Raw genomic sequence first — 22,937 nt, 5'->3', positions numbered from 1 at the left:
GGGTGTTCCACGTGGAACGCCCGCCTGCTTAAAAATTTGAAAATGATCGGGATATGAAGAAATTGGTGGAAAATTCCGACCTCGGAATACCCTATACCACAGTGCTCAATAAGGTGATCGTCAAGATCGCCCGGTCGATGCTGGGTATCAATAAAATCAACGAACTGTACGGTGCAGCGTCGGACAAAACGGGGGTGGAATTCGCTCAGGAGATTCTCGTGCGGCTCGGGGTGACGATCGAGGCGGACGGGCAGCGATTGAACCTGATTCCGAAAAAGGGGCCTTTCATTCTTGTGGCGAACCATCCGTATGGCGCGTTGGACGGGTTGTTATTGATGGCTCTGGTGGCGCATGTGAGGCCCGATGTTAAGTTTCTCGGAAATTTCCTGTTGAGTCGGATCGATGCGTTGCGGGATTTTTTCCTGCCGATCGACCCGTTCGATGCGAAAAAGGGGCGGAATTTTTCGCAGGTGCGACGGGCGGTCGAACACCTGCGCGGCGGGGCGCCATTGGTGATTTTTCCCGCGGGAAAAGTGTCTACCTTCCAAAAAGGATTCAAAAAGGTGGAGGACAAACCGTGGGCGCCGTCGATGATCAAATTCGTCCGTCAGGCGGGAGTGCCGGTTTTTCCGGCCTATATAGAGGGACATAATAGCTTGATTTTCCATATTCTGGGGAAAGTCCATCCGATGTTGCAGACGATGCGGCTGCCGCTGGAGCTGACCAATAAACGGGGACGTTCGGTGGCGGTGGTTTTCGGTTCGGGCATTCCGGCCCGGCGACTGCGCGAGATGGGCGATTTGGCGGTCGTGGGCGATTTTCTGCGGGCGAATGTCTATTGCCTGCGATCGGTGCTGGTGGACGAGGCGGCGATGCACGAGGAGTTGGAGGAAGAACGTCGGCGAGAGGCCTTGGCGCGGCTCAAAATGCGGCGGAAGAGGCGGGGAGGGCGGATGCCGAAAACGGCACGAGAGGAGTTTGCCGGGGCGGATCCGACGGAGTTGGGGGTCGAACTCGATCGAATTGCGGCACGATGTATGCTGATTCGGGTAGGAGATATGTGTCTGTTCTGCGCTTCGGCGGAAGATATTCCGCTGACGATGCGCGAGATTGTCCGGCTGCGCGAGGCCGATTCGCGCAAGGCGGACGAAGAGGCTTTGCGACCGGCAGAGGGCGATGCGCATGACGAACTGTACCTGCATCTTTTTGTCTGGGACGCGGAACACCGGGCGATTACGGGGGCTTATCGCATCGGATTCGGCGACGTGCTGCTGGACAGACGGGGATTCGAGGGTTTTTATACCTACCGGTCGTTCGAGTTTTCGCATCACTTGCAGGATGTCCTGCGGCAGTCGATCGAGCTGGGGCGTTCGTTCGTCGTACAGGAGTATCAGCGGCGGTCGCAGACGTTGCTGCTGTTGTGGCGCGGGATTTTGCAGGTCTTGATGCGGAATGCTTCGTATCGTTACCTGATGGGGCCGGTGGGGATGTCTGGGGGGTATTCGATGGCGGCGAAGTGGCTGTTGGTCGACTATATTCGGGCGAACCACTGGAATGCGGAGCTGGCGAAGTACGTCGTGCCTCGGAACGGGGTGCGGGCGTTGGGTCGACCGGTGGTCGAGGCGGCTCTGATCCGGGGGATTCGGTCGGACGAGGAGATCGACAAGCTGATTCGAGATGTCGAACCGACGGGGCAGGGGATGCCGGTGTTGATGAAGAAGTACCTTCAGCTCGGGGGGCGGGTGATGGGGTTCAATGTGGATCCGTTGTTGGGCGATGCGCTGGATGCGATGTTGATTCTGGACTTGTGCGACGTGCCGAAAGACAAGGTGGATATGGTGGCTCGCGAGTTTCCGGGCGAGAAGGTCTACGACCGTTTCCGGGCGGCGGGTAATGCGCAGTTGTAGGCGGCCGATTCGAACGAAAATAGATGTTTCACGTGGAACATTATGGGAAGAAGATTAGTACAAAATATCACGTCCGAGTATCTGGCGGCCTCGTCGCTGCTGCATAAGCGGAATCGCGTCATGGTCTATGTCGAGGGGTATGACGATATCCCTTTTTGGCGGGCTATTTTCGACGAATTCGAAACCCCCGATCGCAGGTTCGAAATTTCGACTCCCGCCCGAAGCGATCTGGCCAAAGGGAAAAAGGTCGTGATGCAATTCATTCCACAGGCGGGTAAACACCTGATTCTCTGTGTCGATTCCGATTTCGACTACCTCTTCGGAGAACTCTGCGAACGGTCGAAACAGGTGAACCAGACGCCGTATCTGCTGCAAACTTATACCTACGCCATTGAAAACTACCTCTGTTATCCGCCGTCGCTGCACTCCGTGTGCGTGCGGGCGACGAAGCGAGATACTCATATCTTCGAGTTTGAGGAGTTCATGGCCGAATATTCGCGGATTATCTATCCCATTTTCCTGTGGTATGCCTATGCGGCGCGAGTGGATCGACCGACGATTTTTACGCTGGCCGATTTTCGGAATGCGGTGAAAATCAACTTCGTGAATGTCGAAGATAACGGCGAGGACACGTTGGAGTGGCTGGAGAAACAGGTCGAAAAACGGCTCCGCGTGTTGCGTTCTAAACACAAGCAGCGGGTGGCCGAGGTCGAAGAGTTCGACACCTACCTCCGAAGCCGGGGGGTGGTGCCGGAAGAGACGCATTTCTATATGCAGGGGCATACGCTGTTGGACAATGTGGTGGCCACGCTGGTGGGAACGGTCTGCAATGCTTTGCGGAAGATGGCGGTGGGGCAGATTCTGGGCAGTTCGCGGCAGGGGTTGCCGCTGAATAACGAGTTGAGTTCGTACAACAACGTGCTCTCGGACGTGGACGAACTGCTGAAGAGCAATACAGGGTATCGGACTTGTCCGTTGTTCGTCAAATTGCGCGAGGATATTGTCCGAATCCTGGAGAGTTGAGCAGCGTTTAATTGGAAAATAGTTATCTTGTGAACCGGGTGCGGGGTACGGAGCGGGGAAGAACGAACGCGGAAAGGAGTTTAAATGTTTGTATTCAAGGGATTTAATCGATTCGTAGGACGGGGTGTCCGAAGGTTTTTGGTTTTGGCCGTTTGTTGGGGAGGGCTCGTTTCGTGTTCGAGTGAACTGACGGCGGAGGGGGCGCTGGAGCAGATTGCGGCACAGGCGGAGTTCCGTATGCCGTATTATGTGCCGATGCGGGTCGGCGAGGTGGTGCTGACGGGCGACAATCACAAGGATTCGAAGGGGTATATTCGGAAGCATTACGGGCCGTTGATCGATGCGGGTCTGGCGGAGGTGGCGGTGGCGGATCGGAACACCTGGCGGACGGTGATCGATGTGCGGTTGTCGGAAAAGGCTCGTGCGATGGTGGACGGGGGGCGTTCCACGGAGCGGGAGGCGTATGTGCCGGTGTGTCGGATGGCTCCGGTGCGGATCGACGAGTTCCGCACGCTCTCGGAGGAGGGGATTGTGGAGTGTGCTTTTACGTTCGAGGAACGGGATATCACGCCTTTCGGGCTTTGTAAAGGTTTCCAGCAGGGGCGGGAGTACAAGGACAAGCGGACGTTCGTCAAGGCGCGCGGTTCGTGGCATGTGAAGTGACGGGGCTGCTGTGTGTGAGTTGGGGTAGAGGCGGTTGTTATTTAGGGCGAGGTTGTCATAGTGAAACGTAGTTTCACCCGTCCCGCCGGGGTCACCCGGACGCTGCCCGCGCAGGGCAGTTTCAGGCGGGACAAAGCTCAACCGCGCGCGACTGCTGGAGAAGGAAATCTTATTCAAACGCGAAACACGCGTTTGAATAAGATTTCCTCCAGCGGCGCGGACAAAGAACGGGGGTAGAGGCTGCCATTAGTTGTTGGGTAGAGGCGGTCAGTAAAACACCCGAAGGGTGCGCCCGCCCGGCGTAAGGGCAGTACCCTCCTGTAGCCAAAGCCGCGCGCCACGCCTTAAGAGGGAAATCGTCAAAATGCGCCAGTGCGTTTTGACAAGATTTCCCTAAGGCGCGCGAACAAAGGATTGGGCAAAGGCGGGACAAAGCTCGACCCGCGCACCGCCGCCTAAAGGAGCGATTCAACTATTTCGGCGGTGAGCCGAATATAGATGAATCGCGCAGGCGCGCGAAAAAACTCGACCCGCGCGAAAACTCCGTCGCCCGTCCGCTTAAAAAGGGATTTCACTCGTTTTGCGGTGAGCAAAATCGAGATGAAATCCCAGCGGGCGACGGCAGCGGCGGAGCGATAGCGGAGCCGCAGTGAGGCTGACACGGGGCGGAGAACTGGAGCGAGTTTTGGGGCGCGCTTTGGGCTGGAATTTGGGCCGAGAGCGAGTAGCGCGATTCGCAGAATCGCCGTCCTCGGCGAGAGCGGCGCGTGGGGGGGGCGCGCTGAGGATGACCTTATAGTGTAAAAAGGCTGTGCTTGTGCGACCTTTAGGTCGCGCAGTTCGCCGCCACCCCACGCGGCGGACTGCAACTCGACGGGGCTCGTTGCATTCACCGCTGGCGGCGAACATCTGCAAATAGGGCGAGGACGAACCTCGCAGAATAGGGGCGGTTGAATGATGCGTTGCTTTTGCGACCTTTAGGTCGCCGGCCTCGTCGCCCAGGCGCGGAGCGCCTCGGGGGGATGGGCGACAGGCCGAACCCGACAGAATTGAGGCGAGTTTAGAGCTGTGGATTGGGCTGAACTGTTGCGAACCCGGAAGAATCAGGGCATTGCTTTGTCGGGTCGAAGCCTGCGGGGCCCAAAAGCAACGTCAGTTGCGGGCCTCCGCTGCGGGAGGCTTCGGCCCGCGCGGCTCAAAGCCGCAGAAGCACAAATGGGTAGACACAGCCATCAAAACACCCTGTGGGCGCGTTTATTCCAAGAGGCAACGCAACTGAAGACCGTAGGCGCGACCGTGCGCGTGGCAGGAACCTAGACCCTGCGTGCCGAACCACAAGAATCGACCGTAGATGCTGCTCACCGAAGCCGACCAGCAATAGCCGTGGTTGCCGACATCCACCAGTCCGCCATTGTCCCTCTCGCGGAAGCCCGGGGCGGGCCGCTCGGCACTCGGATCGGCGTCTCTGCCCCCGGCTGCCTTACCCTGAATTACCCCACGAACCAGTCGCTTTACCCCAAGCAGCACCTCTTCTTATTCCGGACCACCCCTCTTTCAAAAAAACTAAAAACACCGGGATCTAATCCGCCCCCCTCGAATGGCAGACACCTCGCACCTCGACACCGGAATCGCCGGAGAAAACCTCGTAGCCGACTACCTGATCGCCTGCGGATGGGAGATTCTCGAACGGCGATGGCGCGATCCTCGCGCAGGAAGAGGAGCCACCGATATCGACCTGATCGCCCGGTCGGCAGACCGCCGCTACCACTTCATCGAAGTCAAAACCCGTACCGGAGACCGCTGTCAGTACGTCGACTTCGCACCCGAGACCGCCGTTACCCCCGCCAAAGCACGCCGCATCGCCGCCGCAGCCGAACGCTATCTGGCCTGTTCCGGCATCGTGGACGAGATACAGATCGACATCGCCGCCGTTATCCTTTCCGAACATCCCGGCACCCGGCCGGAAATCCGCTATTACCCGAATATCGTGCGTTGAACCGCCCGTAGCGCATTTTTGTCAGAATGACTAAAAACACTATCTTTGGCACGTTGCGTATGTCGGAAATACGCATCGGACAACGATCGCAAAGGCAATCAACGACCGAAATCCTATGAGTGAACATCAACGACAGAAACCCGACCTGCTTTTCGAAGTCAGCTGGGAAGTCTGCAACAAAGTCGGCGGCATCCACACCGTGGTGGGAACCAAAGCCCTGACCGCCATCGAACAATTCGGCGACGACCGCTATATCGTCATCGGGCCCGACCTGACCAGTGAAGGCAATAACGCCGAATTTCAGGAAGACCCTGACCTGTTCCGCGACTGGCGGAGGATGGCTCGGGAAGAGGGACTCCGCGTCCGCGTCGGGCGCTGGAAGAACGTCAAAGGGAACCCGATCGCCGTGCTCGTCAATTTCTCGGTGATCATCAATCGCAAAGATCAGCTGCTCGCTTCATTGTGGGAAGACTATCAGGTCGATTCCATCACCGGACAGTGGGACTACGTCGAACCCGTCCTCTTCGGCTACGTGGCCGGGAAAGCCATCGAAAGTTTTCTGAACTATCGGTTCGGGCCGCGGCAGCGGGCGGTGGCCCATTTCCACGAGTGGCAAACCGTTTCGGGAGCTTTGTACCTGCGGAAAGCCATGCCGGAAGTGGCGACCGTCTTTACCACCCATGCCACCGTGACCGGGCGGGCCATCGCCGGGAACGGGCTGCCGCTGTACAGCGGGCTCGACACCTACAACGGCGACGAGATGGCCCGGCGGTTCGGCGTAGTGGCCAAACACTCCATCGAGAAGGTCGGAGCGCATCAGGTCGACGGTTTTTCGACCGTCAGCGCCATTACCGCACACGAATGTCGGGCCCTGCTCGATACCGACGTGACCACCGTTACCCCGAATGGGTTCGAGAACGGATTCGTGTGGGAGGGGGCCGAAGCCCAGGCCAAACGGCGGGAGGGGCGCGACGCCTTGATCCGCGTGGCCCGGGCGACCTTGGGAATCGAACTGCAAAACGATCCGCTCATCGTCTCGATCGGCGGCCGGTACGAGTTCAAGAACAAAGGGATCGACGAATTCATCGACTCGCTCGGCGAACTCAATAACGACGACACCCTGCCTCGGGATATTCTGGCCTACATCCTGGTTCCCGGCTGGAACCACGGTGCACGGAAGGATTTGCAGGGCGTGTTGGCGGGACATCGGGACGCCGGGGTGGATCATGCCGGAGCGTTGAACGCCACCCACTACCTGGGCGACCCGGACAACGACCCCGTCGTCAACCACCTGCGGGCGCGGGGATTGCTGGGGCGGGGGAATCGGGTGCACACCGTTTTCGTGCCGTGCTATCTGAACGGCGACGACGGGATTTTCAACAAAACCTACTACGAACTGCTCGTGGGGACGGATGTGACCGTCTTCCCCTCTTATTACGAACCGTGGGGATATACCCCGCTGGAGAGCATCGCCTTCTCGGTGCCGACGGTGACCACCGATCTGGCCGGTTTCGGCCTGTGGGTGCGGCAGTATGCGGCCAACGGGCATAAAGGAGTGACCGTTATTCACCGCGACGACGCCAACGGCGGCGAAGTGATGAACGCCATTGCCGCCACCTTGAGAAACTACGCCGCGATGGGCGACGGCGAAATGAACGAACACCGCTCCTCGGCACGAGAGATTGCCGGGACGGCACTTTGGTCGAATCTTTACACGCATTATATGGAGCTTTACGACGCCGCGCTGCAAAACGCAGCAGAACGGGACACCCGACCGCAAACCGACGGGGGTGCCACCCATGAACAAATCAGTTATATGCGCCACCAACTGGTGGTGGACAGCCGGCCCAATTGGACCCGCATGATGGTCGAAAGTTCGGTGCCCGAACGGTTGCACCCGCTCGAAGTGCTGACCAAGAACCTCTGGTGGTCGTGGAACGACCCTGCCCGGCGACTCTTCGAATCGATCGACCCGGAGCTCTGGAACAAAGTCGACCGCAACCCGATCGACCTGATCGCCCGGCTCAACTTGCCCCGCTTGCGCGAGCTGGCCGAAAACCAGGAGTTCCTCGGACGGATGGATGCCGTTTACGCCGATTTCCAGGCCTATATGGCGGCTAAACCGCAAGATGCCAGACCGAAAATCGCTTACTTCTCCATGGAGTACGGTCTGCACCATACACTGAAAATCTACTCCGGCGGTCTCGGTATTCTGGCCGGCGACTACCTCAAGGAGTCGAGCGACAAGAACGTGCCGATGACCGGGGTGGGGCTCTTGTACCGGTACGGCTACTTCACCCAGCGGCTCTCGGCAGCCGGGGATCAGGAGGCCAGCTACGAACCGCAGGACTTCTTCAACCTGCCGATCACTCCCGTGCGCGATGCCGAGGGGAACTGGAAAACCGTGACCGTCAATTTCCCGGGGCGGAAAGTCATTGCCAGAATATGGCGGTGCGACGTGGGGCGGACGGAGCTCTACCTGATGGACACCGACCACGACCTCAATCTGCCGGAAGACCGGTCGATTACCCACCACCTCTATGGCGGCGACTGGGACAACCGGCTCAAACAGGAGCTCCTGCTGGGGATCGGCGGGATTCGCCTGCTCAACACCTTGGGGATCGAGGGCGATGTCTATCATTGCAACGAAGGGCACGCGGCCTTTATCGGGCTCGAACGGGTGCACGACCTGATCGAACGGCACGACCTGAGCTTCTCGGAAGCGCTGGAATGCGTGCGCTCCTCCTCCTTGTTCACGACGCACACGCCTGTGCCGGCCGGGCATGACGCTTTCCCGGAAGATATGATCCGGCAGTACATGTCGCACTATCCCGACCGCCTCAAGATCACTTGGGAGCAGTTCATCAACCTCGGGAAGACCAATCCGAACGACCCGAACGAGAAATTCTCGATGAGCGTCCTCGCCTCCAACATGTCGCAGGAGGTCAATGGGGTGAGCTGGCTGCACGGCGAGGTGAGCAAAGAGATTCTGAAAGACATCTGGCCGGGGTACTTGCCTTGCGAGCTCCATATCGGCTATGTGACCAACGGGGTGCACTTCCCGACCTGGGCGGCGACGAAACTCAAGGATTTGTATTACAGCGCTTTCGGCGAATCGTTCCGCAACGGGGACTACTCCAAGCAGAACTGGGATAAAGTCTACCAGATCGACGACCGGGTGCTGTGGGACATCCGTCTCTTCCTGAAGGAACGCTTGATGAAGAAGATCCGGAGCCGCGTGGCCGACCCGATCCAGTTCCGGTTCGACTCGCCGCGCCAGATTGTCCAGATTCAGGAGTCGCTGAAGAACGACGTGCTGACCATCGGTTTCGCGCGACGGTTCGCTACCTACAAACGGGCGCACCTGCTCTTCACCAACCTCGAACGGTTGGAGCGGATCGTGAACAACCCGACGCGGCCCGTACAGTTCGTCTTTGCCGGAAAGGCTCACCCGGCGGACAAAGCGGGACAGGATCTTATCAAAAAGATCGTTGAAGTCTCGAAAATGCCGCAGTTCCTGGGCAAGGTGATTTTCCTCCAGAACTACGACATGGAACTCGCCCGGCGGATGGTGCAGGGGGTGGACGTGTGGATGAATACCCCGACGCGGCCGCTGGAGGCTTCGGGGACGAGCGGCGAAAAGGCCGTGATGAACGGCGTGCTTCATTTCTCGGTGCTCGACGGCTGGTGGGTCGAAGGGTACAAAGAGGGGGCCGGGTGGATGCTGCCTATGGAAAAGACCTTCGACGATCCGCGCTATCAGGACGAAATGGATGCCGAGCTGATCTATGCGACGATCGAAGAGCAGATCGCACCGCTCTACTACAACCGGAACGAAAGCAACCTGCCGGTGGGCTGGGTGGCGGCCATCAAGAAATGCGTGGCTGAGGTGGCTTCGCAGTTCACCACCAACCGGATGATGCAGGACTACGAAGACCGCTACTATGCGAAGCTCTTCGCCCGGCACGAACGGATGATTGCCGACAACTTCGCCGAAGCGCGCGAAATCGCGGCCTGGAAACGGCGCGTGAGTCGCGATTGGGACAAAGTGCGAGTGCTCGACTTCAAACAGTTCGACGTGGGCCATACGGCGATTAAATTGGGCGAATCTTACAACCTGGAGGTGCGGGTGGATGTCGACGGCCTTTTGCCGGAAGATGTGGGCGTAGAATTGCTTATCGCGGACCAGATTACCGAGGGACAGGATCACAATAAGATTTCGATTAAAAACACCTTCGAATTCGAACGGACGGCGGTCGAGGGGAGCGTGGTGACCTATAAACTGAGCTCGGCGCCGGAGAATGCGGGTTCGTATGATGTGGCGATTCGGGTGTTCGCTCGTAATCCGAAGTTGCCGCACCGGATGGATTTCGCGCTGGTGAAGTGGGTATAGGCTTCGCGGTAGTCCGGCGACCGGGTTTTGTCCGGGTGGAGCGCGTCTCGGCTTGATTCGCGGCGGCTTCGTTCGGAACAGGTCGCGTGGCGTTACGAATGATTCAGCGCTCTCTTTCGATCTTCGGATCGGAAGAGAGCGCTGTTTTATATCTCAGTGCATAAGCATTCGGGCGAGGTTCGATTTAGGTGGAGTTGCTCGCGCGCAGCAAAGAAATGGACGAGGAGTGGATAGAGGCTGCCATAGCGAAACGCAGTTTCGCCCGTCCACGGGACGTGGGGCCCGCGCGGCCCGAGCGCAGTACCCTCCTATCGGACAGACGCGCGCCACGCTTTAGAAGGAAATCGTCAAAATGCGCTGGCGCGTTTTGACAAGATTTCCCCAGGCGCGCGGACAAACTCGACTTTGCGTAAAAACATCCGTCGCCCGCTCGCGTAAAGGGCATATTCTGCCAGTTGGCACTTGGCCAACTTAGGCAGAATTGCCGCGGGCGACGGCAATTGCGGCGGAGCGATAGCGGAGCCGCAGTGAGGCTGATACGGAGCGGAGAACTGAGCTTTGCTTTGGGCTGGAATTTGGGGCGAGAGCGAATAGCGCGATTCCGAGAGGAATCGCCGTCCTCGGCGAGGGCGACGCATTAGCGGCGCGTAGGGGGCGCGCCGAGGACGAACCTGCAAGATTTGAGCGGCGAATGGGGCGTTGTAGTTGCGGCTCTTTGAGCCGCGCAGTCCGCCGCCACCCCAGGCGGTTTTACGAACCGCAGGGATGCACTCAAAACGCAATTAGGGTAACTCCAGCCTCTTGCCCCCACGGGCACGCACCCCCGTTTATTCCGAGAGGCAACGCAACTGAAGACCGTGGCCGCGATGTAGTATATCCTTCGGGTCGAGCCACGTCACGTAGAAACTCAAATGTAAGCCGTAGATACCGCTCGTCGCGGAAGACCAGCCGAACCCGTTGTTACCGACACTGCTCAGTCTGCCCGGAGCATTGAAGTACCCCGCCCGCGTCGCGGTAGCCCGGGGCGGGGACGATCGGCCCTCGAAAGCAGGATCGGACGTTTTCGCCGCTGTACACAACGAGAAAGAAGACCTTAATCATCGGCCTCCGCAGCCTCCCGAGCCAGGCGGACGATGCCCCGGTTGTTGCGCCCGTCCACGAAGACGAACAGATCCTCCGGTACGCTCACTCGCCGGAAATGCGCCGTTTCCGCCGTGCACGGCAGCGCCTCTAAGGCCCCGGCGTCGAACACCCCGTCTCCGATCGCCGGGTTGAGCGTCAGATAACCCACCCCGAACGACGTCAGATTTTGGAAAAAGTGCGTCCCCTGCGACGGATCGACCCGGAAATCCTCCAGACCGCACTCTGCGATGACCCGCGCCTCCGAAATCTGCGGCCACTTCACCGGAATCCCCAGCCAAGGGTCGCTCGAACCCCAGCGCCCCGGTCCCACCAGCACATAGTTCAGCCCCTCCCGCTTCATCGCCGTGTTCAGCGCGTCGATCTCCTCCGCCATTTGCGGCGTCTCCGAACGCTCGAACCGCCCCGGCTTGACATAGATGATGTCCCGCAACCCCTCGATCTTTCCCAGCCCCAAAGCCGACTCCGCATAGAGAATAGCCCCCTCCGACCGTCCCTCCGGCGACGACCACTCCAGCCGGTCGCGCTGCGTCGCCTCCGCAATCGGGCGGATTTGCAGGAAGTTGAATATCTTCTCGTTTCCGTACGGCACGTCCATGTTGACCGCAAACTCGATCTCCACCGGCGACTTCATCTCCTCCGCCCCGATCCGCAGCAGCTCCCGCAGAATCTCGGCCAGCGGGAATGTGTCGTACTTCAGGATATGCGCGAACGTGATCAGCTTGCGCCCCGGCTCGTTCGGCGAGTCGCTCACCGACTGGTTCAGTGCGTCCCACGTCGAGGCCACGTACTTCATATTGCGGAAATGGGCCGCCTTCGGAATCTCGAACCGCACCAGATTCACCGCGTCGTCCGTCGACGTCCGCAGCCGCGACGGATCGAGCGACAGGGCGTACATCACCCGTTGCGTGTCGCGCAACATCAGCTCCGGCGTCGAGAGTTGCAGCACGCGTTTCGGATAGGCCGGTGAAAAACGCAGCGTAATCCCACCCTCGACCACTAATTTGCCCAGCCCCAGCGCGATGTTGGCGATCCCGTCCTCCGGCCGTTCGTCGCCGATCGGGTAGAAGTTGAGCGAGCGCGCCACCCCCGACAGGGTCGGAAAGTAGTACCCCTCGTCCTCCGTCCCGCAAATCTCCTGAATCACCACCCCCATCTTCTCGTCGGCCAGGCTGTTCGAACTCGCCTCGATGTAAGCCCGGCTCGCCCGGTAGTAGACCGAGGCGTAGACCCCCTTGATCGCCTTGCCCAACATGCGGATCATCTGATCCTCGTTGGCCACGCGCGGCACCATGTAGGTGGAGTATATCCCCGCGAAGGGCTGGAAGTGCGAGTCCTCCAGTTTAGAGCTCGACCGCACGGCCAGCGGCCGCTTCACGTTCCGCAGAAATACCCGAAGGTCTTCGACCACCTTGTCCGGCAGCCGGGAGCCGGAAAACTCGGAGAGGATCTCCGCGTCGTCCAGATCCGCTCCCTGCAAGGATTGCAACCCGTTTTCGCGGATAAAGCGGTCGAAATGGTCGGTAGCCAGCACCAGCGTCCGCGGAATGGTCACCCGCACCCCCTCCCATTTGTCGTAGAGTTTGTAGGTTTCGAGCATATTGCCGATAAAGGCCAGCCCGCGGGCCTTGCCGCCCAGCGAGCCGTTGCCGCTGCGGGCGAAGCTGATGAACTGGTTGTAGGTGGCCGGGTCGAACTCGGCCACGACGCCCTGGCCCATCTGCCGACGGTAGCCTTTGATGGCCCGGAGGGTGAACTCGCGCATCTCGTCCGGTGTCTCGAACATGCTGTTGGTCATCGCCCGCAGCATGTGGGCCAGCGAGAAGATACCCCGGGCGTAGAGCCATTTCGAGAGCATGTTCTGGGCCGTGTAGTAGGTCATCACGTCGGTCGGAATCCGTTCCAGCGCGTTCTGCATCTCGCCCAGGTCGCGCGCCCGGGCGATCTCGTCGCCGGTCAGGGGGTCGTAGAAGACGAAGTCGCCGAAGGCCATCCGCCGGTCGATGAAGTCGGCCAGTTCGCCCAACAGGTCGGGCGAGCGTTTGTAGATGAAGTCGGCCCCCAGTTCGGCGGCGTCGCGACGGTGTTCGAGGCTGGTGGATTGCAGCACTACGGGCATGGTGGGACGGTCGGCGAGCACCAGTCGGCAGAGTTTGACGCCGGCGTGCGGGTCGGGTTCGGGCCGGTCGTCGCTGCGCCGGAACGAGACGTCGGAGATGATCCCCAGCAGGTGGTCTTTGTAGCGTTCGTAGTGTTCGACGGCTTCGTCGTAGGAGCGGGCGAAGAGAATCTTGGGGCGGGCGCGTTTGCGCAGGATGCGTTGCTGTTCGTTGAGGGCTTCGCGGACGAATTCGTTGGTCTGGCGGATGACGGTGCGGTAGAGGTCGGGCAGGTAGGCGGAGTAGAACCGGACGTTGTCTTCAACGAGCAGAATGGCCTGCACGCCGATTCCGAGGATGTCTTCGCGGGCGTTCATCCGGTCTTCGAGCATCTTGATGATGGCGAGGATCAGGTCGGCGTTGCCCTGCCAGCTGAACATGTAGTCGATGGCGGTGGTGTCGGCTTCCATCACGCGCCGGGCGACTTCGCGCGAGAAGGAGCTCATCAGGATGAAGGGGATTCCGGGCCGCAGCTCCCGCACTTTCCGCGAGAGGGTGAAAACGTCCATCTCGCCGATGTTGAACATGGTGATAATGAGGTCGAAGGTCTCGCCGTTCCGCAGCTTTTCGAGGGCTTCGAGTCCGGAGCTGACGCGGATGAAGGCGGGTGGATTGCTCAGGTTCAGGTCGCTGTATTCCCGAACGATTTGGGCGTCGATATGGCCGTCTTCTTCGAGGGTGAACTGGTCGTAGGAGCTGCACACCAGAAGAATCCGGGTAATCCGCTGGCGCATAAGGTTATGAAAGTCAATGTCTACGAAAAATTTCTCGCTGTACTTCCCCATTTTATCCCTATTTTTGTCTGTAATCATTCATTTTTCTGCTCCTATCTGGACGGAACTGCCGCTTTTTGTAAAAAGCGGCACCAAAAACTTTTATGCTAGCTACGCTACTCCTTAGGCTCCGCAGTCCTCAGTCTTTGCGATTGCTTTTGGGTCGGGGTTGTAGCGCGCCAAAGGTTTAGCTCGCATTACGCGCGCTACAACTCCCGGCCCAAAGAAGAGTCCGAGAGTTGGGCCGCCGGCAGCTTTAGGATGCGAAGCATCCTTGAAAGTTTTTCTGGTTCTCTTTGTTCACAAAGAGAACAGTACCCTCCCGATAAGGTGCAACAAAAGAAAGTTTAATAGTTAAAATTAGTTAAATATGGGGAATTATGTATTGCGGGAGGTGAAAAGTGCGAGAGAATCGCGTGAATTCATTCGGATGGCCCGGGTTATCTATCGTGCCGACCCCATGTGGGTCGAGCCCCTGGAGCCCGATATCGCCGAAGTATTCGATCCGGCGAAGAATCCCTTGTTCGAGGGCGGAGAGGCCGTGCGTTGGACCTTGCACGATAGCAGCAAGGAGGGGCGGATCGTAGGGCGGATCGCTGCGTTTTACAACCGCGAACAGAGTGCCGAAGAGGCCCAGCCGACCGGCGGATGCGGCTTTTTCGAGTGCATTGATGACCAGGAGGCCGCGAACGTGCTGTTCGATGCGGCTCGCGAATGGCTGGCCGAGCGCGGGATGGAGGCGATGGACGGTTCGACCAACTTCGGAGACCGGCTGAAGTGGTGGGGGGTGCTGGTCGAAGGCTTTACCCTGCCGCTGTACGGGATGAACTACAACCCGCCTTACTATGCGCGGTTGTTCGAGACCTACGGTTTCCGGAACTATTTCGACCAGCATACCTATCTGCGGGAGTTGACGGTGAATGTCATGCCCGAGGCGTTGTACCGGAAGGCCGAACGGTTGTTCGCCAATCCGGACTATCGGTTCGAAGCGGTCGATATGAGCGATAAAAAGAAGGTGGCGCGGGACTTCATGACGGTTTATAACAGCGGTTGGGCTCAGTTTTCGGGGGTGAAACCGATGGATTTCGAGCATGCGTTGGAGATGGTCAGGGCGATGGCGCCGATTGTGGATCCCGAGGTGCTCTATTTCGCTTTCTACAAGGAGCAGGCGATCGGCTTTTTCGTGATCGTGCCCGACCTGAATGTGCTGATTCAGGATTTTCACGGGCGTTTCGGGTTGTGGAACAAACTCCGGTTGCTTTGGCGGCTTAAGGTACGACGCCGGAAGGGGCGGTTGTTCGGTGTGGTGTTCGGCGTGGCGGCCGAGTTTCAGGGGCGAGGGGTTGAGGCGGGGATGATCCGGCGGTTCGAACAGTATGTCGAGCGGAATCCGGAGCGGTACAGCTCGCTGGAGCTTGCCTGGATTGGTGATTTCAACCCGTTGATGATGCGTATGGTCGAGAGCTATGTACGGGCGGCGAAGTGTAAACGACATGTGACTTACCGTTACCTGTTCGATCGGGACAAACCGTTCGAACGTGCTCCGAAACTGGGGCGGGCGAAGGGGTAGGGGGCGAGTTGATTAAGCGATGCTGTGTATCGCTTTCGTCCCGGTGGTGCGCCCGTTGGGTGTTTTGTTAGAGTTGTCTTTACCTTTTGGCCCGCGCGCGAACAAAGAGTTGGGCCGTCGACAGCTGGAGGATGCGTAAACATCCGTCTAAAGCTTTTTCGGTTCCTTTTGTTCACAAAAGGAACAGTTCTAGCCGGGGCAATGACAGGATCGCGCGCCGCCGCCTAAAGGAGCGATTCAACTATTTCGGCGGTGAGCCGAAATAGAATGAATCGCGCAAGCCGTGCGAAAACGCGGCGGAGCGAAAGCGGAGCCGCAGTGAGGCGGACACGGAGCAGTGCTTTGGGGCGAGCTTTAGGCCGTGCCTGTTCTTCAGGCGCGAAAACCGTAGCCGGTTTTCGCGCCGCGTTGGGCTGAGCTGTTGGTCGTGCTTTTGCGGTTCGTAGAACCGCCGGGCTTGCGGCGGGGTATCTTCGATGCCCGGGCCGGACGCCGCAGCCCGCACCCGACAGAATTGGGGCAGAGCATTGGCTGTGCTTTGGGGCGGGTTGGACGCCCGGGCGGAACGCAACGAACATCGTGAGTTTGCGGGCCTCCCGAGGGGAGGCGTCCGGCCCGTGCGGTTCTTCGAACCGCAGGATTCAACTCAAAAGTAGGGTAGATGTGGCCGCTTGAGGTAGCTTTCGGGTAGAGGCAGTCGGTCATTTGGGCCGAGGCGGCCAGTCTTCGAGTGCCGAGCGGCACCGTTTATTCCGAGAGGCAACGCAACTGAAGACCATAGGCACGACCGTCCGCCGGATTGGGTGAGAGCCCTTGTGTTTGAAACCACAAAAGCCGCCCATTAATGCCGCTTACCGCAGACGACCAACTGTAGCCGTAGTTACCCACTCCGATCGCCCCTCCCGCATCGTGGATGCGGTAACCCGGGGCGGAGCCTTTCCCGAATATTCCGCCACAACACGGCTGAAAAAACGCTATCTTTACGCACAAAAAATCAAAAACCGATGGACTTTATCGAGGAACTCACCTGGCGCGGCATGATACACGATATGATGCCCGGAACTGTCGAACAGCTCAAAAAAGAGATGACCACGGCTTATCTGGGCTTCGACCCGACAGCCGATTCGCTGCATATCGGCCACCTCGTGGGCGTGATGATGCTCAAACACTTTCAACGGTGCGGCCACAAACCGCTGGCGCTGATCGGCGGAGCGACCGGTATGATCGGAGACCCGAGCGGCAAGTCGCTCGAACGTAACCTGCTGGACGAAGAGACCTTGCGGCACAATCAGACCGCTATCAAAGCCCAGCTCTCCAAGCTGATCGACTTCGACAGCGACGCGCCCAATGCGGCCGAAATGGTGAACAACTACGATTGGATGAAGGGCCAAACCTTCCTCGGGTTTATCCGCGACATCGGGAAACTCATCACCGTCAACTACATGATGGCCAAGGACTCGGTCAAGAAACGGTTCAACGGCGAGGGAGAGGGGATGTCGTTCACCGAATTTACCTACCAGCTCGTGCAGGGATTCGACTTTCTGACCTTGTACGAAACCAAAAACTGCAAATTGCAACTCGGTGGATCGGATCAGTGGGGGAATATCACCACCGGTACCGAACTCATTCGGCGGAAAGCCAACGGAGAGGCTTTCGCGCTGACCTGCCCGCTCATCAAGAAGGCCGACGGGACGAAGTTCGGCAAGACCGAGAGCGGTAATGTCTGGCTCGATCCGCGATATACGTCGCCGTATAAGTTCTACCAGTTCTGGGTCAATGTGAGCGACGAGGATGCGGAACGGTATATCAAGATATTCACCCTGCTGGACAAAGCGACGGTCGAGAATCTGATTGCGGAGCATCGCGAGGCGCCGCACTTGCGGAAGTTGCAGAAACGGCTGGCCGAAGAGCTGACCGTGATGATCCACTCGCGGGAAGAGTATGAACGGGCGGTGACTGCCAGCTCGATTCTCTTCGGTGGGGGTGCCGAGGCATTGAAGGCGGCGGACGAGCGGACGATTCTGGAGGTGTTCGACGGGGTGCCTCAGTTCGAAATTTCAGCCGCGGATTTGGCTGTTGCGAGTGGTGTGCCGTTTGCTGCGCTTTGCACGGAAAAGGCGTCGGTATTTGCTTCCAAGGGCGAGCTGAGGCGGCTGGTTCAGGGAGGCGGGATTTCGCTGAACGGCACTAAAGTGACGGATGCGGAACAGCCGGTGGCGACTGAAGATCTTATTTCCGGTAAGTTTCTGTTGGTGCAGAAGGGGAAGAAGAATTATTTCCTCCTGATTGCCAAGTAGAAACGGTTGATCGGAGGGCGGTGAGGCTGCCGCAGCAAAGTTTGTTTGAACTTGCGGGTATACCCGGCCAAAGCATCCCGGAGGGATGCGCTCTAAAGTTTTTTTTCGGTTCCTTTTGTTCACAAAAGGAACAGTTCGAGGCGGGGCAAAGCTCGACCGCGCGCGATCGCTGAAGTAGGAAATCATTCAAACGCGTGTTTCGCGTTTGAATAAGATTTCCGCCAGCGCGCGAACAAAGGGTTGGGTAGAGGCTGCCAGTTGCCCACCGCGGGCCAATGCGGCGGAGCGACAGCGGAGCCGCAGTGAGGCGAACACGGGGTAGAGAACTGGGGCGAGCTTTGGGCTGAACAGTTTGCTGTGCTTTTGCGGCTCGTAGAGCCGCGCGGGCCGAAGCCTCCCGCAGCGGAGGCCCGCAACTGACGTTGCTGTGGGCCCCGCAGTCTTCGACCCGCTCGGGCGACAAGGCTGAACTTGTTGGTTGTGCTTCTGCGACCCTTTGGGTCGCGCGGGCCGGACGCCTGCCCACGGCGGCCCGTAACACGCCGCTTGCGCGTCGAGAGTTGTCGTTCCTCCCGGGCGTCTGACCCACTTTAGTCGAGAGTGAATATTGAGGGTCGGAGCCAGCGTGGCCGGAAACGAGTTCTGCGACGTTGCAGGCCTACGCCTGGGGTGGCTCCGGCCCGCGGCGGTTCTACGAACCGCAGGGATGCACTCAAAACGCAATTAGGGTAACTCCAGCCTCTTGCCCCCACGGGCACGCGCCCCCGTTTATTCCGAGAGGCACCGCACTGAAAACCGTGGCCGCGGTGATCCGCAGTGCGGATATTGAGAGTCTGTGAACTGAAACTCAAGTCCAACCCCGTGACACCGCTCGTCGCGGCAGACCAGCTGAACCCGTATTTGCCGATGTTGACCAGCTCCCCCAAGGAGTAGGTGCGGTAGCCCGGGGCGGGCCGACATAAAACATCTGAATCATGAAAAAATCCCTTTTTCTGACACTCCTGACCTTGTTCGTAAGAGGCACAGCCTCGGCCTGGAAAATCGAGGGCCGGATTACCGGCATAGCCGATCAGGACTCAGTCACGGTCGTGATTTTCAGATATTGGGGTAACTCCGGGCGCACTTTTCAGGCCGACACCCTCCATGACGGACAGTTTATCTTCTCCGGTACTCTGCCCGATGACGCGATGGTCATGATGTCGGTCAAATCCAGTACCGGCAAATGGGTCAATTCCCTTTGGGTGACCGACACCACCCGAATGCAGATCACCGGTACGGGCGACGGGCCGTGGAAAGCGGCCAGCAACGAACCCGAACAGGCGATCGAGGCGGAGATACGGGCTGTGGATTTGTCCGACTTGGAAGCCCTGATCGAGAGTGCCGAGGGATACGAGAAGTATCGCGACTCCGTGTGGCGTCTATCCGTGGAGCGGCTGTGGCCGGTCTATGTCCGTTATCCGAACTCCCGGGCCATGTTGGATAACCTGAACTTTTATGTCCATGTCGGTGCGGTGCCGAAAGAGAAACTGCAATGGGTCTACGACCGTCTGACACCGGAGAACCGGGCTACACTGCACGGGCGGGCGATTGCCCTGGCGATCGATCCGCCGCACCAGCCGCAGGTGGGCGAGCGGTTCGTCGATTTCGAGGGAGCCGATACCGCCGGGGTGGCTTGCAAACTGTCGGACTATGCGGGGCGGGGGAAATATGTACTGCTCGACCTCTGGAGCGCGGGATGCGGCGGATGTTATGCCGCTTTCCCAGAGATGAAGAAACTCTATGCCGAGTACGGCGATCGGCTGGAGATCGTCGGCATTACTCTCGACGTTTCGAAAGAGATGTGGATCGGGGCCATTCAGTGGCAACAATTGCCGTGGAAACACATTTCCGACGGGATGGGAACGTATGCCGGCGCGGGGGTGCTTTACGGGACGAATGTGATGCCGACCTATGTGCTGATCGACCCGCAGGGGACGATCGTCGAACGCTGGTACCCCGGGCAGGGGGATTTTCAGGATCGGATGGTCGAACCGTATTTGAAAAAGAAAGAATAACGCATATAAATACGCAACGAAGATGATGAAAAGATGGTTGTTCGGAGTGCTCGCGCTGTTGGCAGCCGGCACCGTGTCGGCGCAGGAGCCGACGGAAAAGGTCGAAGTGGGCGACAAATTCCGCGACGTCGAGTTGCACGACACGGACGGGAACTACTCCTATCTGTCCGATTATGTCGGGCAGGAGGGGAAGTATTTGTTGGTGCTGTTTTGGACTTCGAACTGTCCACGGTGCCATGCCTCGTTCCCGGAGGTGGCCAAATATGCGAAGCAATATGCCGACAAACTCTCGGTGGTCGGAGTGATGCTGAGCGACAACCACGCCGGCTGGATGGAGATGTACAAATACCGGAAACCGTTTGCGTGGCCCAATCTTTCGGACGGTAAATTGTTGAACGAAGGGGCGGCGGTGCCGTACGGGATCGGTCTCTATCCGACCTTCGTGCTGGTGGAGCCGAAGGAGGGGCGGATCGTGCGGATGTGGAGCGGCTTTAAACTCGACCGTTTTCAGGCCGAAATGGAGCCTTATTTTGCGCCGGTGCGGTAGTTTGCGACTCTATGTGGTTCGGGTCTTATTTCGGGCTGTTTTTGAGGTTATGCTGGCATTGAGTCTGTACGGAGGGGTCGAGGTGGGGCTCGACGAGGCGGGGCGGGGGCCGTTGGCCGGTTCGGTATTCGCCGGAGCGGTGCTGTTGCCGGCCGATTTCCGGGACGATCGGCTCGACGACTCGAAGAAGATGACCGAGCGCGATCGGTATGCGGTGCGCGAGGTGATCGAGCGTGAGGCGGTGGCGTGGGGAGTAGGGGAGGTGTCGGCGGCCGAGATCGACGAAATCAATATCCTGAATGCCTCGTTCCGGGCGATGCGGCGGGCGTTCGCCCAGTTGCAGGAACGGTTGCCGGCGGGTGTCGAACCGGAACGGCTTCTGGTGGACGGCAATCGGTTCCGACCGGGACGGTTGCTGATTCCTTACGAGTGTGTGGTCAAGGGGGATGCGAAACTGGCGCCGATTGCGGCGGCTTCGGTGCTGGCCAAGACTTGGCGGGACGACTATATGTTGCGCCTGCACGAGGAATATCCGGTCTACGGTTGGGATCGGAACAAGGGCTATCCGACGGAGTTGCATCGGGAGGCTATTTTGCGGCATGGTCTGTCGCCTTATCACCGACGAACGTTCTGTCGTCGGTTTCCGCTATTCGGAGAGTAAGATAGGTACACATTCGCCCCGGACTCTGCGGCACAATAAGCGCAGAGTCCGGGGCGAAAGGCGTATCGAGGCGATGGAAAAGCCGCTATTGCGGTGCCACCATCGCTTCCAGAGCCCGGCGGTTGCGAATTACGATCGCATTTTCCGCCAGCTCGATGGTGCCGCGCTTGGCGAGTTCACCCAAGGTCTGTTCCAAGGCATTCCGGGTGATGTCCAGCTCGTCGGCCATCTTTTCGAACCGAAGGGGAACGGTCTCTCCCTCGCTGGCCGACACGGAGGAGAGCAATAACGCCGCCACTTTCTCGGTCAGCATCAGGACGGAGAGGGCGTAGATCTTCCGCGAGAAGTAGTTGGCCCGGTTCGAGATGATGTCGATGAAGTTCGACAGCACGACGGTATTTTCCTGCATCATTTCGAACAGGGCGCCTCGGTGGAGGGTCATGATTTCGGTGTCGTTTTCATTGGCGGTCACGTCGATCGGAAGCCGGTTGTAGCCGCCGAACAGAAACGCGGGGGCGATGAGCTGCGGGGCGGGGATGTTGTCGATTACGCGTCTCCGGCCGACGGCGTCGGTCACTTCGCCGCGCACGGAACCGCGCAGGATAATCATCAGGCCGGAGTAAGCGGTGTCTCGCCGGGCGATGGGGGCGTTTTCGGCATAGGTCTCGGTGGTGTAGGCGGAGCGGGACAGCAGGTCGGTGATGGTCTGTTCGTCTAAACCGCGGAAAAGGGGCGATTCTTGTAAAATGGGAAACATAATCAATAAGTTTTATCTGTCTTTGCCCTGTATGGTACTGTTCTTTTTCTGAAGAAAAAGAACCAAAAAGACTTCAGACGGATGCTAACGCATCCTCCCGCTGCCGGCGGCCCGGTTCTCGGACTCTTCTTTGGGCCGGGGATTCTTCCGGGCGCGTAGGATAATACCCGCATTATCGCGCCCCGGAGAACCCCGACCCAAAAGCAATCACAGAGACTGAGGACTGCGGAGCCTGAGGCATAGCGTAGCTATCATGAAAGTTCTTTGGGTACCTTTCTTTCAAGAAAGGTACGGTTCTATCCGGCACAAAGTACCAGCTATAAAAATTATTTTTCAGGTTTTGCTGTTCCCAGCAGGCGAGCCACATATTTTCCGATGATATCGAATTCGAGGTTCACCCGCGTGTTCGGTTCTATCCGGTGGAAATTGGTGTGTTCGTGCGTGTAAGGGATGATCGCCACCTGAAAGCCGTCCGGACGCGAGTTAACGACCGTCAGACTCACTCCGTTGACCGCTATCGAGCCCTTTTCGACCGTCACGTAGCCCGCTTTCCGCAAACGTTCCGGGGCGTCGTAGTCGAACGTATAGTACCAGCTCCCGTCGGCGAATTCCACCGTGCGGCAAACGCCCGTGGTGTCGACATGTCCCTGTACGATATGTCCGTCCAGCAGAGCGTCCATCCGCATGCTCCGTTCGAGATTGACCGGGTCGCCCACCTTCAGGTCGCCCAGATTGCTCTTTTCGAGCGTCTCGCGAATCGCCGTTACGGTATAGGTCCGTTTTTCCGGATCGACGGCCACGACGGTCAGGCAAACGCCGTTGTGGGCCACGCTCTGATCAATGTGCAATTCCGGTGCCAGATCGGCTTCGAAGGTGATATGCAGATTGTCGTGGTCGGGCTCCAGCCGCACGACGGTTCCCATGCTTTGTACGATTCCTGAAAACATAGTGTTCTGAATAATTTTTTTCGGTTCGGTGTTTTTGCCGGTACCCCGCC

General features: G+C 58.7%; 16 protein-coding genes. 10 read left to right on the top strand and 6 right to left on the bottom strand.

Features of this window, described 5'->3' with window-relative positions; all coding sequences use genetic code 11:
• Positions 1 to 53 precede the first annotated feature (53 nt).
• The 3 genes from ACTO3O_RS02040 to ACTO3O_RS02030 all read left to right on the top strand — a co-directional run bounded on the left by ACTO3O_RS02040 (position 54) and on the right by ACTO3O_RS02030 (position 3,593).
• Positions 54 to 1,907: a bifunctional lysophospholipid acyltransferase family protein/GNAT family N-acetyltransferase gene (locus ACTO3O_RS02040; protein ID WP_297830831.1), complete on the top strand. Its 1,854-nt coding sequence runs from the start codon at positions 54 to 56 to the stop codon at positions 1,905 to 1,907.
• A 42-nt stretch (positions 1,908 to 1,949) separates the two neighbouring features.
• The gene (locus tag ACTO3O_RS02035; protein ID WP_297830829.1) at positions 1,950 to 2,930 is read left to right on the top strand and encodes a DUF4435 domain-containing protein; all 981 of its coding nucleotides are present in this window, start codon (positions 1,950 to 1,952) and stop codon (positions 2,928 to 2,930) included.
• A gap of 144 nt (positions 2,931 to 3,074) precedes the next feature.
• Positions 3,075 to 3,593 (top strand): hypothetical protein, encoded by a 519-nt coding sequence (locus ACTO3O_RS02030; protein ID WP_297830827.1) that lies wholly within the window; start codon positions 3,075 to 3,077, stop codon positions 3,591 to 3,593.
• Positions 3,594 to 4,847: 1,254 nt separating this feature from the next.
• Here the strand turns inward: ACTO3O_RS02030 and ACTO3O_RS02025 are convergent.
• Positions 4,848 to 4,994: a hypothetical protein gene (locus ACTO3O_RS02025; protein ID WP_297831135.1), complete on the bottom strand. Its 147-nt coding sequence runs from the start codon at positions 4,992 to 4,994 to the stop codon at positions 4,848 to 4,850.
• A gap of 196 nt (positions 4,995 to 5,190) precedes the next feature.
• On the opposite strand from ACTO3O_RS02025, the gene ACTO3O_RS02020 reads away from it, so the two are divergent.
• Positions 5,191 to 5,589 carry a YraN family protein gene (locus ACTO3O_RS02020; RefSeq protein ID WP_297623811.1) on the top strand — a complete coding sequence of 133 codons (399 nt, stop codon included), beginning with the start codon at positions 5,191 to 5,193 and terminating at the stop codon, positions 5,587 to 5,589.
• Between the two features lie 115 nt (positions 5,590 to 5,704).
• Positions 5,705 to 9,982 carry an alpha-glucan family phosphorylase gene (gene glgP / locus ACTO3O_RS02015; protein WP_297831132.1) on the top strand — a complete coding sequence of 1,426 codons (4,278 nt, stop codon included), beginning with the start codon at positions 5,705 to 5,707 and terminating at the stop codon, positions 9,980 to 9,982.
• An 827-nt stretch (positions 9,983 to 10,809) separates the two neighbouring features.
• Here the strand turns inward: glgP and ACTO3O_RS02010 are convergent.
• Positions 10,810 to 11,061, bottom strand: coding sequence for a hypothetical protein (locus tag ACTO3O_RS02010; RefSeq protein ID WP_297831128.1), 252 nt, complete (start codon positions 11,059 to 11,061; stop codon positions 10,810 to 10,812).
• A 14-nt stretch (positions 11,062 to 11,075) separates the two neighbouring features.
• The gene (locus ACTO3O_RS02005; RefSeq protein ID WP_297831125.1) at positions 11,076 to 14,093 is read right to left on the bottom strand and encodes a PEP/pyruvate-binding domain-containing protein; all 3,018 of its coding nucleotides are present in this window, start codon (positions 14,091 to 14,093) and stop codon (positions 11,076 to 11,078) included.
• A gap of 331 nt (positions 14,094 to 14,424) precedes the next feature.
• On the opposite strand from ACTO3O_RS02005, the gene ACTO3O_RS02000 reads away from it, so the two are divergent.
• Positions 14,425 to 15,624 carry a hypothetical protein gene (locus ACTO3O_RS02000; protein ID WP_297831122.1) on the top strand — a complete coding sequence of 400 codons (1,200 nt, stop codon included), beginning with the start codon at positions 14,425 to 14,427 and terminating at the stop codon, positions 15,622 to 15,624.
• Between the two features lie 747 nt (positions 15,625 to 16,371).
• Here ACTO3O_RS02000 and ACTO3O_RS01995 read toward each other — a convergent pair.
• The gene (locus ACTO3O_RS01995) at positions 16,372 to 16,614 is read right to left on the bottom strand and encodes a hypothetical protein (RefSeq protein ID WP_297831119.1); all 243 of its coding nucleotides are present in this window, start codon (positions 16,612 to 16,614) and stop codon (positions 16,372 to 16,374) included.
• A 14-nt stretch (positions 16,615 to 16,628) separates the two neighbouring features.
• Between ACTO3O_RS01995 and tyrS the strand changes: the two genes are divergently transcribed.
• From tyrS to rnhB, 4 genes are all read left to right on the top strand, one after another.
• Positions 16,629 to 17,921, top strand: a complete 1,293-nt coding sequence (tyrS, locus tag ACTO3O_RS01990; RefSeq protein ID WP_297831115.1) for a tyrosine--tRNA ligase — start codon at positions 16,629 to 16,631, stop codon at positions 17,919 to 17,921.
• A 974-nt stretch (positions 17,922 to 18,895) separates the two neighbouring features.
• Positions 18,896 to 19,975, top strand: a complete 1,080-nt coding sequence (locus tag ACTO3O_RS01985; RefSeq protein ID WP_297832127.1) for a TlpA family protein disulfide reductase — start codon at positions 18,896 to 18,898, stop codon at positions 19,973 to 19,975.
• A gap of 22 nt (positions 19,976 to 19,997) precedes the next feature.
• Positions 19,998 to 20,522 carry a TlpA family protein disulfide reductase gene (locus tag ACTO3O_RS01980; RefSeq protein ID WP_297625176.1) on the top strand — a complete coding sequence of 175 codons (525 nt, stop codon included), beginning with the start codon at positions 19,998 to 20,000 and terminating at the stop codon, positions 20,520 to 20,522.
• A 49-nt stretch (positions 20,523 to 20,571) separates the two neighbouring features.
• Entirely contained in the window at positions 20,572 to 21,183 is a 612-nt protein-coding gene (gene rnhB / locus ACTO3O_RS01975) for a ribonuclease HII (protein WP_297832131.1), read from the top strand.
• Positions 21,184 to 21,268: 85 nt separating this feature from the next.
• On the opposite strand, the gene ACTO3O_RS01970 is transcribed toward rnhB, so the two are convergent.
• Positions 21,269 to 21,940, bottom strand: a complete 672-nt coding sequence (locus tag ACTO3O_RS01970) for a Crp/Fnr family transcriptional regulator (protein WP_297832133.1) — start codon at positions 21,938 to 21,940, stop codon at positions 21,269 to 21,271.
• 326 nt (positions 21,941 to 22,266) lie between these two features.
• The gene (locus ACTO3O_RS01965; protein WP_294594570.1) at positions 22,267 to 22,887 is read right to left on the bottom strand and encodes a riboflavin synthase; all 621 of its coding nucleotides are present in this window, start codon (positions 22,885 to 22,887) and stop codon (positions 22,267 to 22,269) included.
• Between the last annotated feature and the right edge of the window lie 50 nt (positions 22,888 to 22,937).

The organism is Rikenella sp. (assembly GCF_056799795.1).
Note: the sequence above shows the minus strand (reverse complement) of the source record. Positions and strands in the feature narration are given on the sequence as shown.

Excerpts from the sequence above, each read along its gene's own strand:
- ACTO3O_RS02040 (WP_297830831.1), top strand. The coding sequence starts at position 54 with ATGAAGAAATTGGTGGAAAATTCCGACCTCGGAATACCCTATACCACA.
- ACTO3O_RS02035 (WP_297830829.1), top strand. The coding sequence starts at position 1,950 with ATGGGAAGAAGATTAGTACAAAATATCACGTCCGAGTATCTGGCGGCC.
- ACTO3O_RS02020 (WP_297623811.1), top strand. The coding sequence starts at position 5,191 with ATGGCAGACACCTCGCACCTCGACACCGGAATCGCCGGAGAAAACCTC.
- glgP (WP_297831132.1), top strand. The coding sequence starts at position 5,705 with ATGAGTGAACATCAACGACAGAAACCCGACCTGCTTTTCGAAGTCAGC.
- ACTO3O_RS02005 (WP_297831125.1), bottom strand. The coding sequence starts at position 14,093 with ATGATTACAGACAAAAATAGGGATAAAATGGGGAAGTACAGCGAGAAA.
- ACTO3O_RS02000 (WP_297831122.1), top strand. The coding sequence starts at position 14,425 with ATGGGGAATTATGTATTGCGGGAGGTGAAAAGTGCGAGAGAATCGCGT.
- tyrS (WP_297831115.1), top strand. The coding sequence starts at position 16,629 with ATGGACTTTATCGAGGAACTCACCTGGCGCGGCATGATACACGATATG.
- ACTO3O_RS01985 (WP_297832127.1), top strand. The coding sequence starts at position 18,896 with ATGAAAAAATCCCTTTTTCTGACACTCCTGACCTTGTTCGTAAGAGGC.
- ACTO3O_RS01980 (WP_297625176.1), top strand. The coding sequence starts at position 19,998 with ATGATGAAAAGATGGTTGTTCGGAGTGCTCGCGCTGTTGGCAGCCGGC.
- rnhB (WP_297832131.1), top strand. The coding sequence starts at position 20,572 with ATGCTGGCATTGAGTCTGTACGGAGGGGTCGAGGTGGGGCTCGACGAG.
- ACTO3O_RS01970 (WP_297832133.1), bottom strand. The coding sequence starts at position 21,940 with ATGTTTCCCATTTTACAAGAATCGCCCCTTTTCCGCGGTTTAGACGAA.
- ACTO3O_RS01965 (WP_294594570.1), bottom strand. The coding sequence starts at position 22,887 with ATGTTTTCAGGAATCGTACAAAGCATGGGAACCGTCGTGCGGCTGGAG.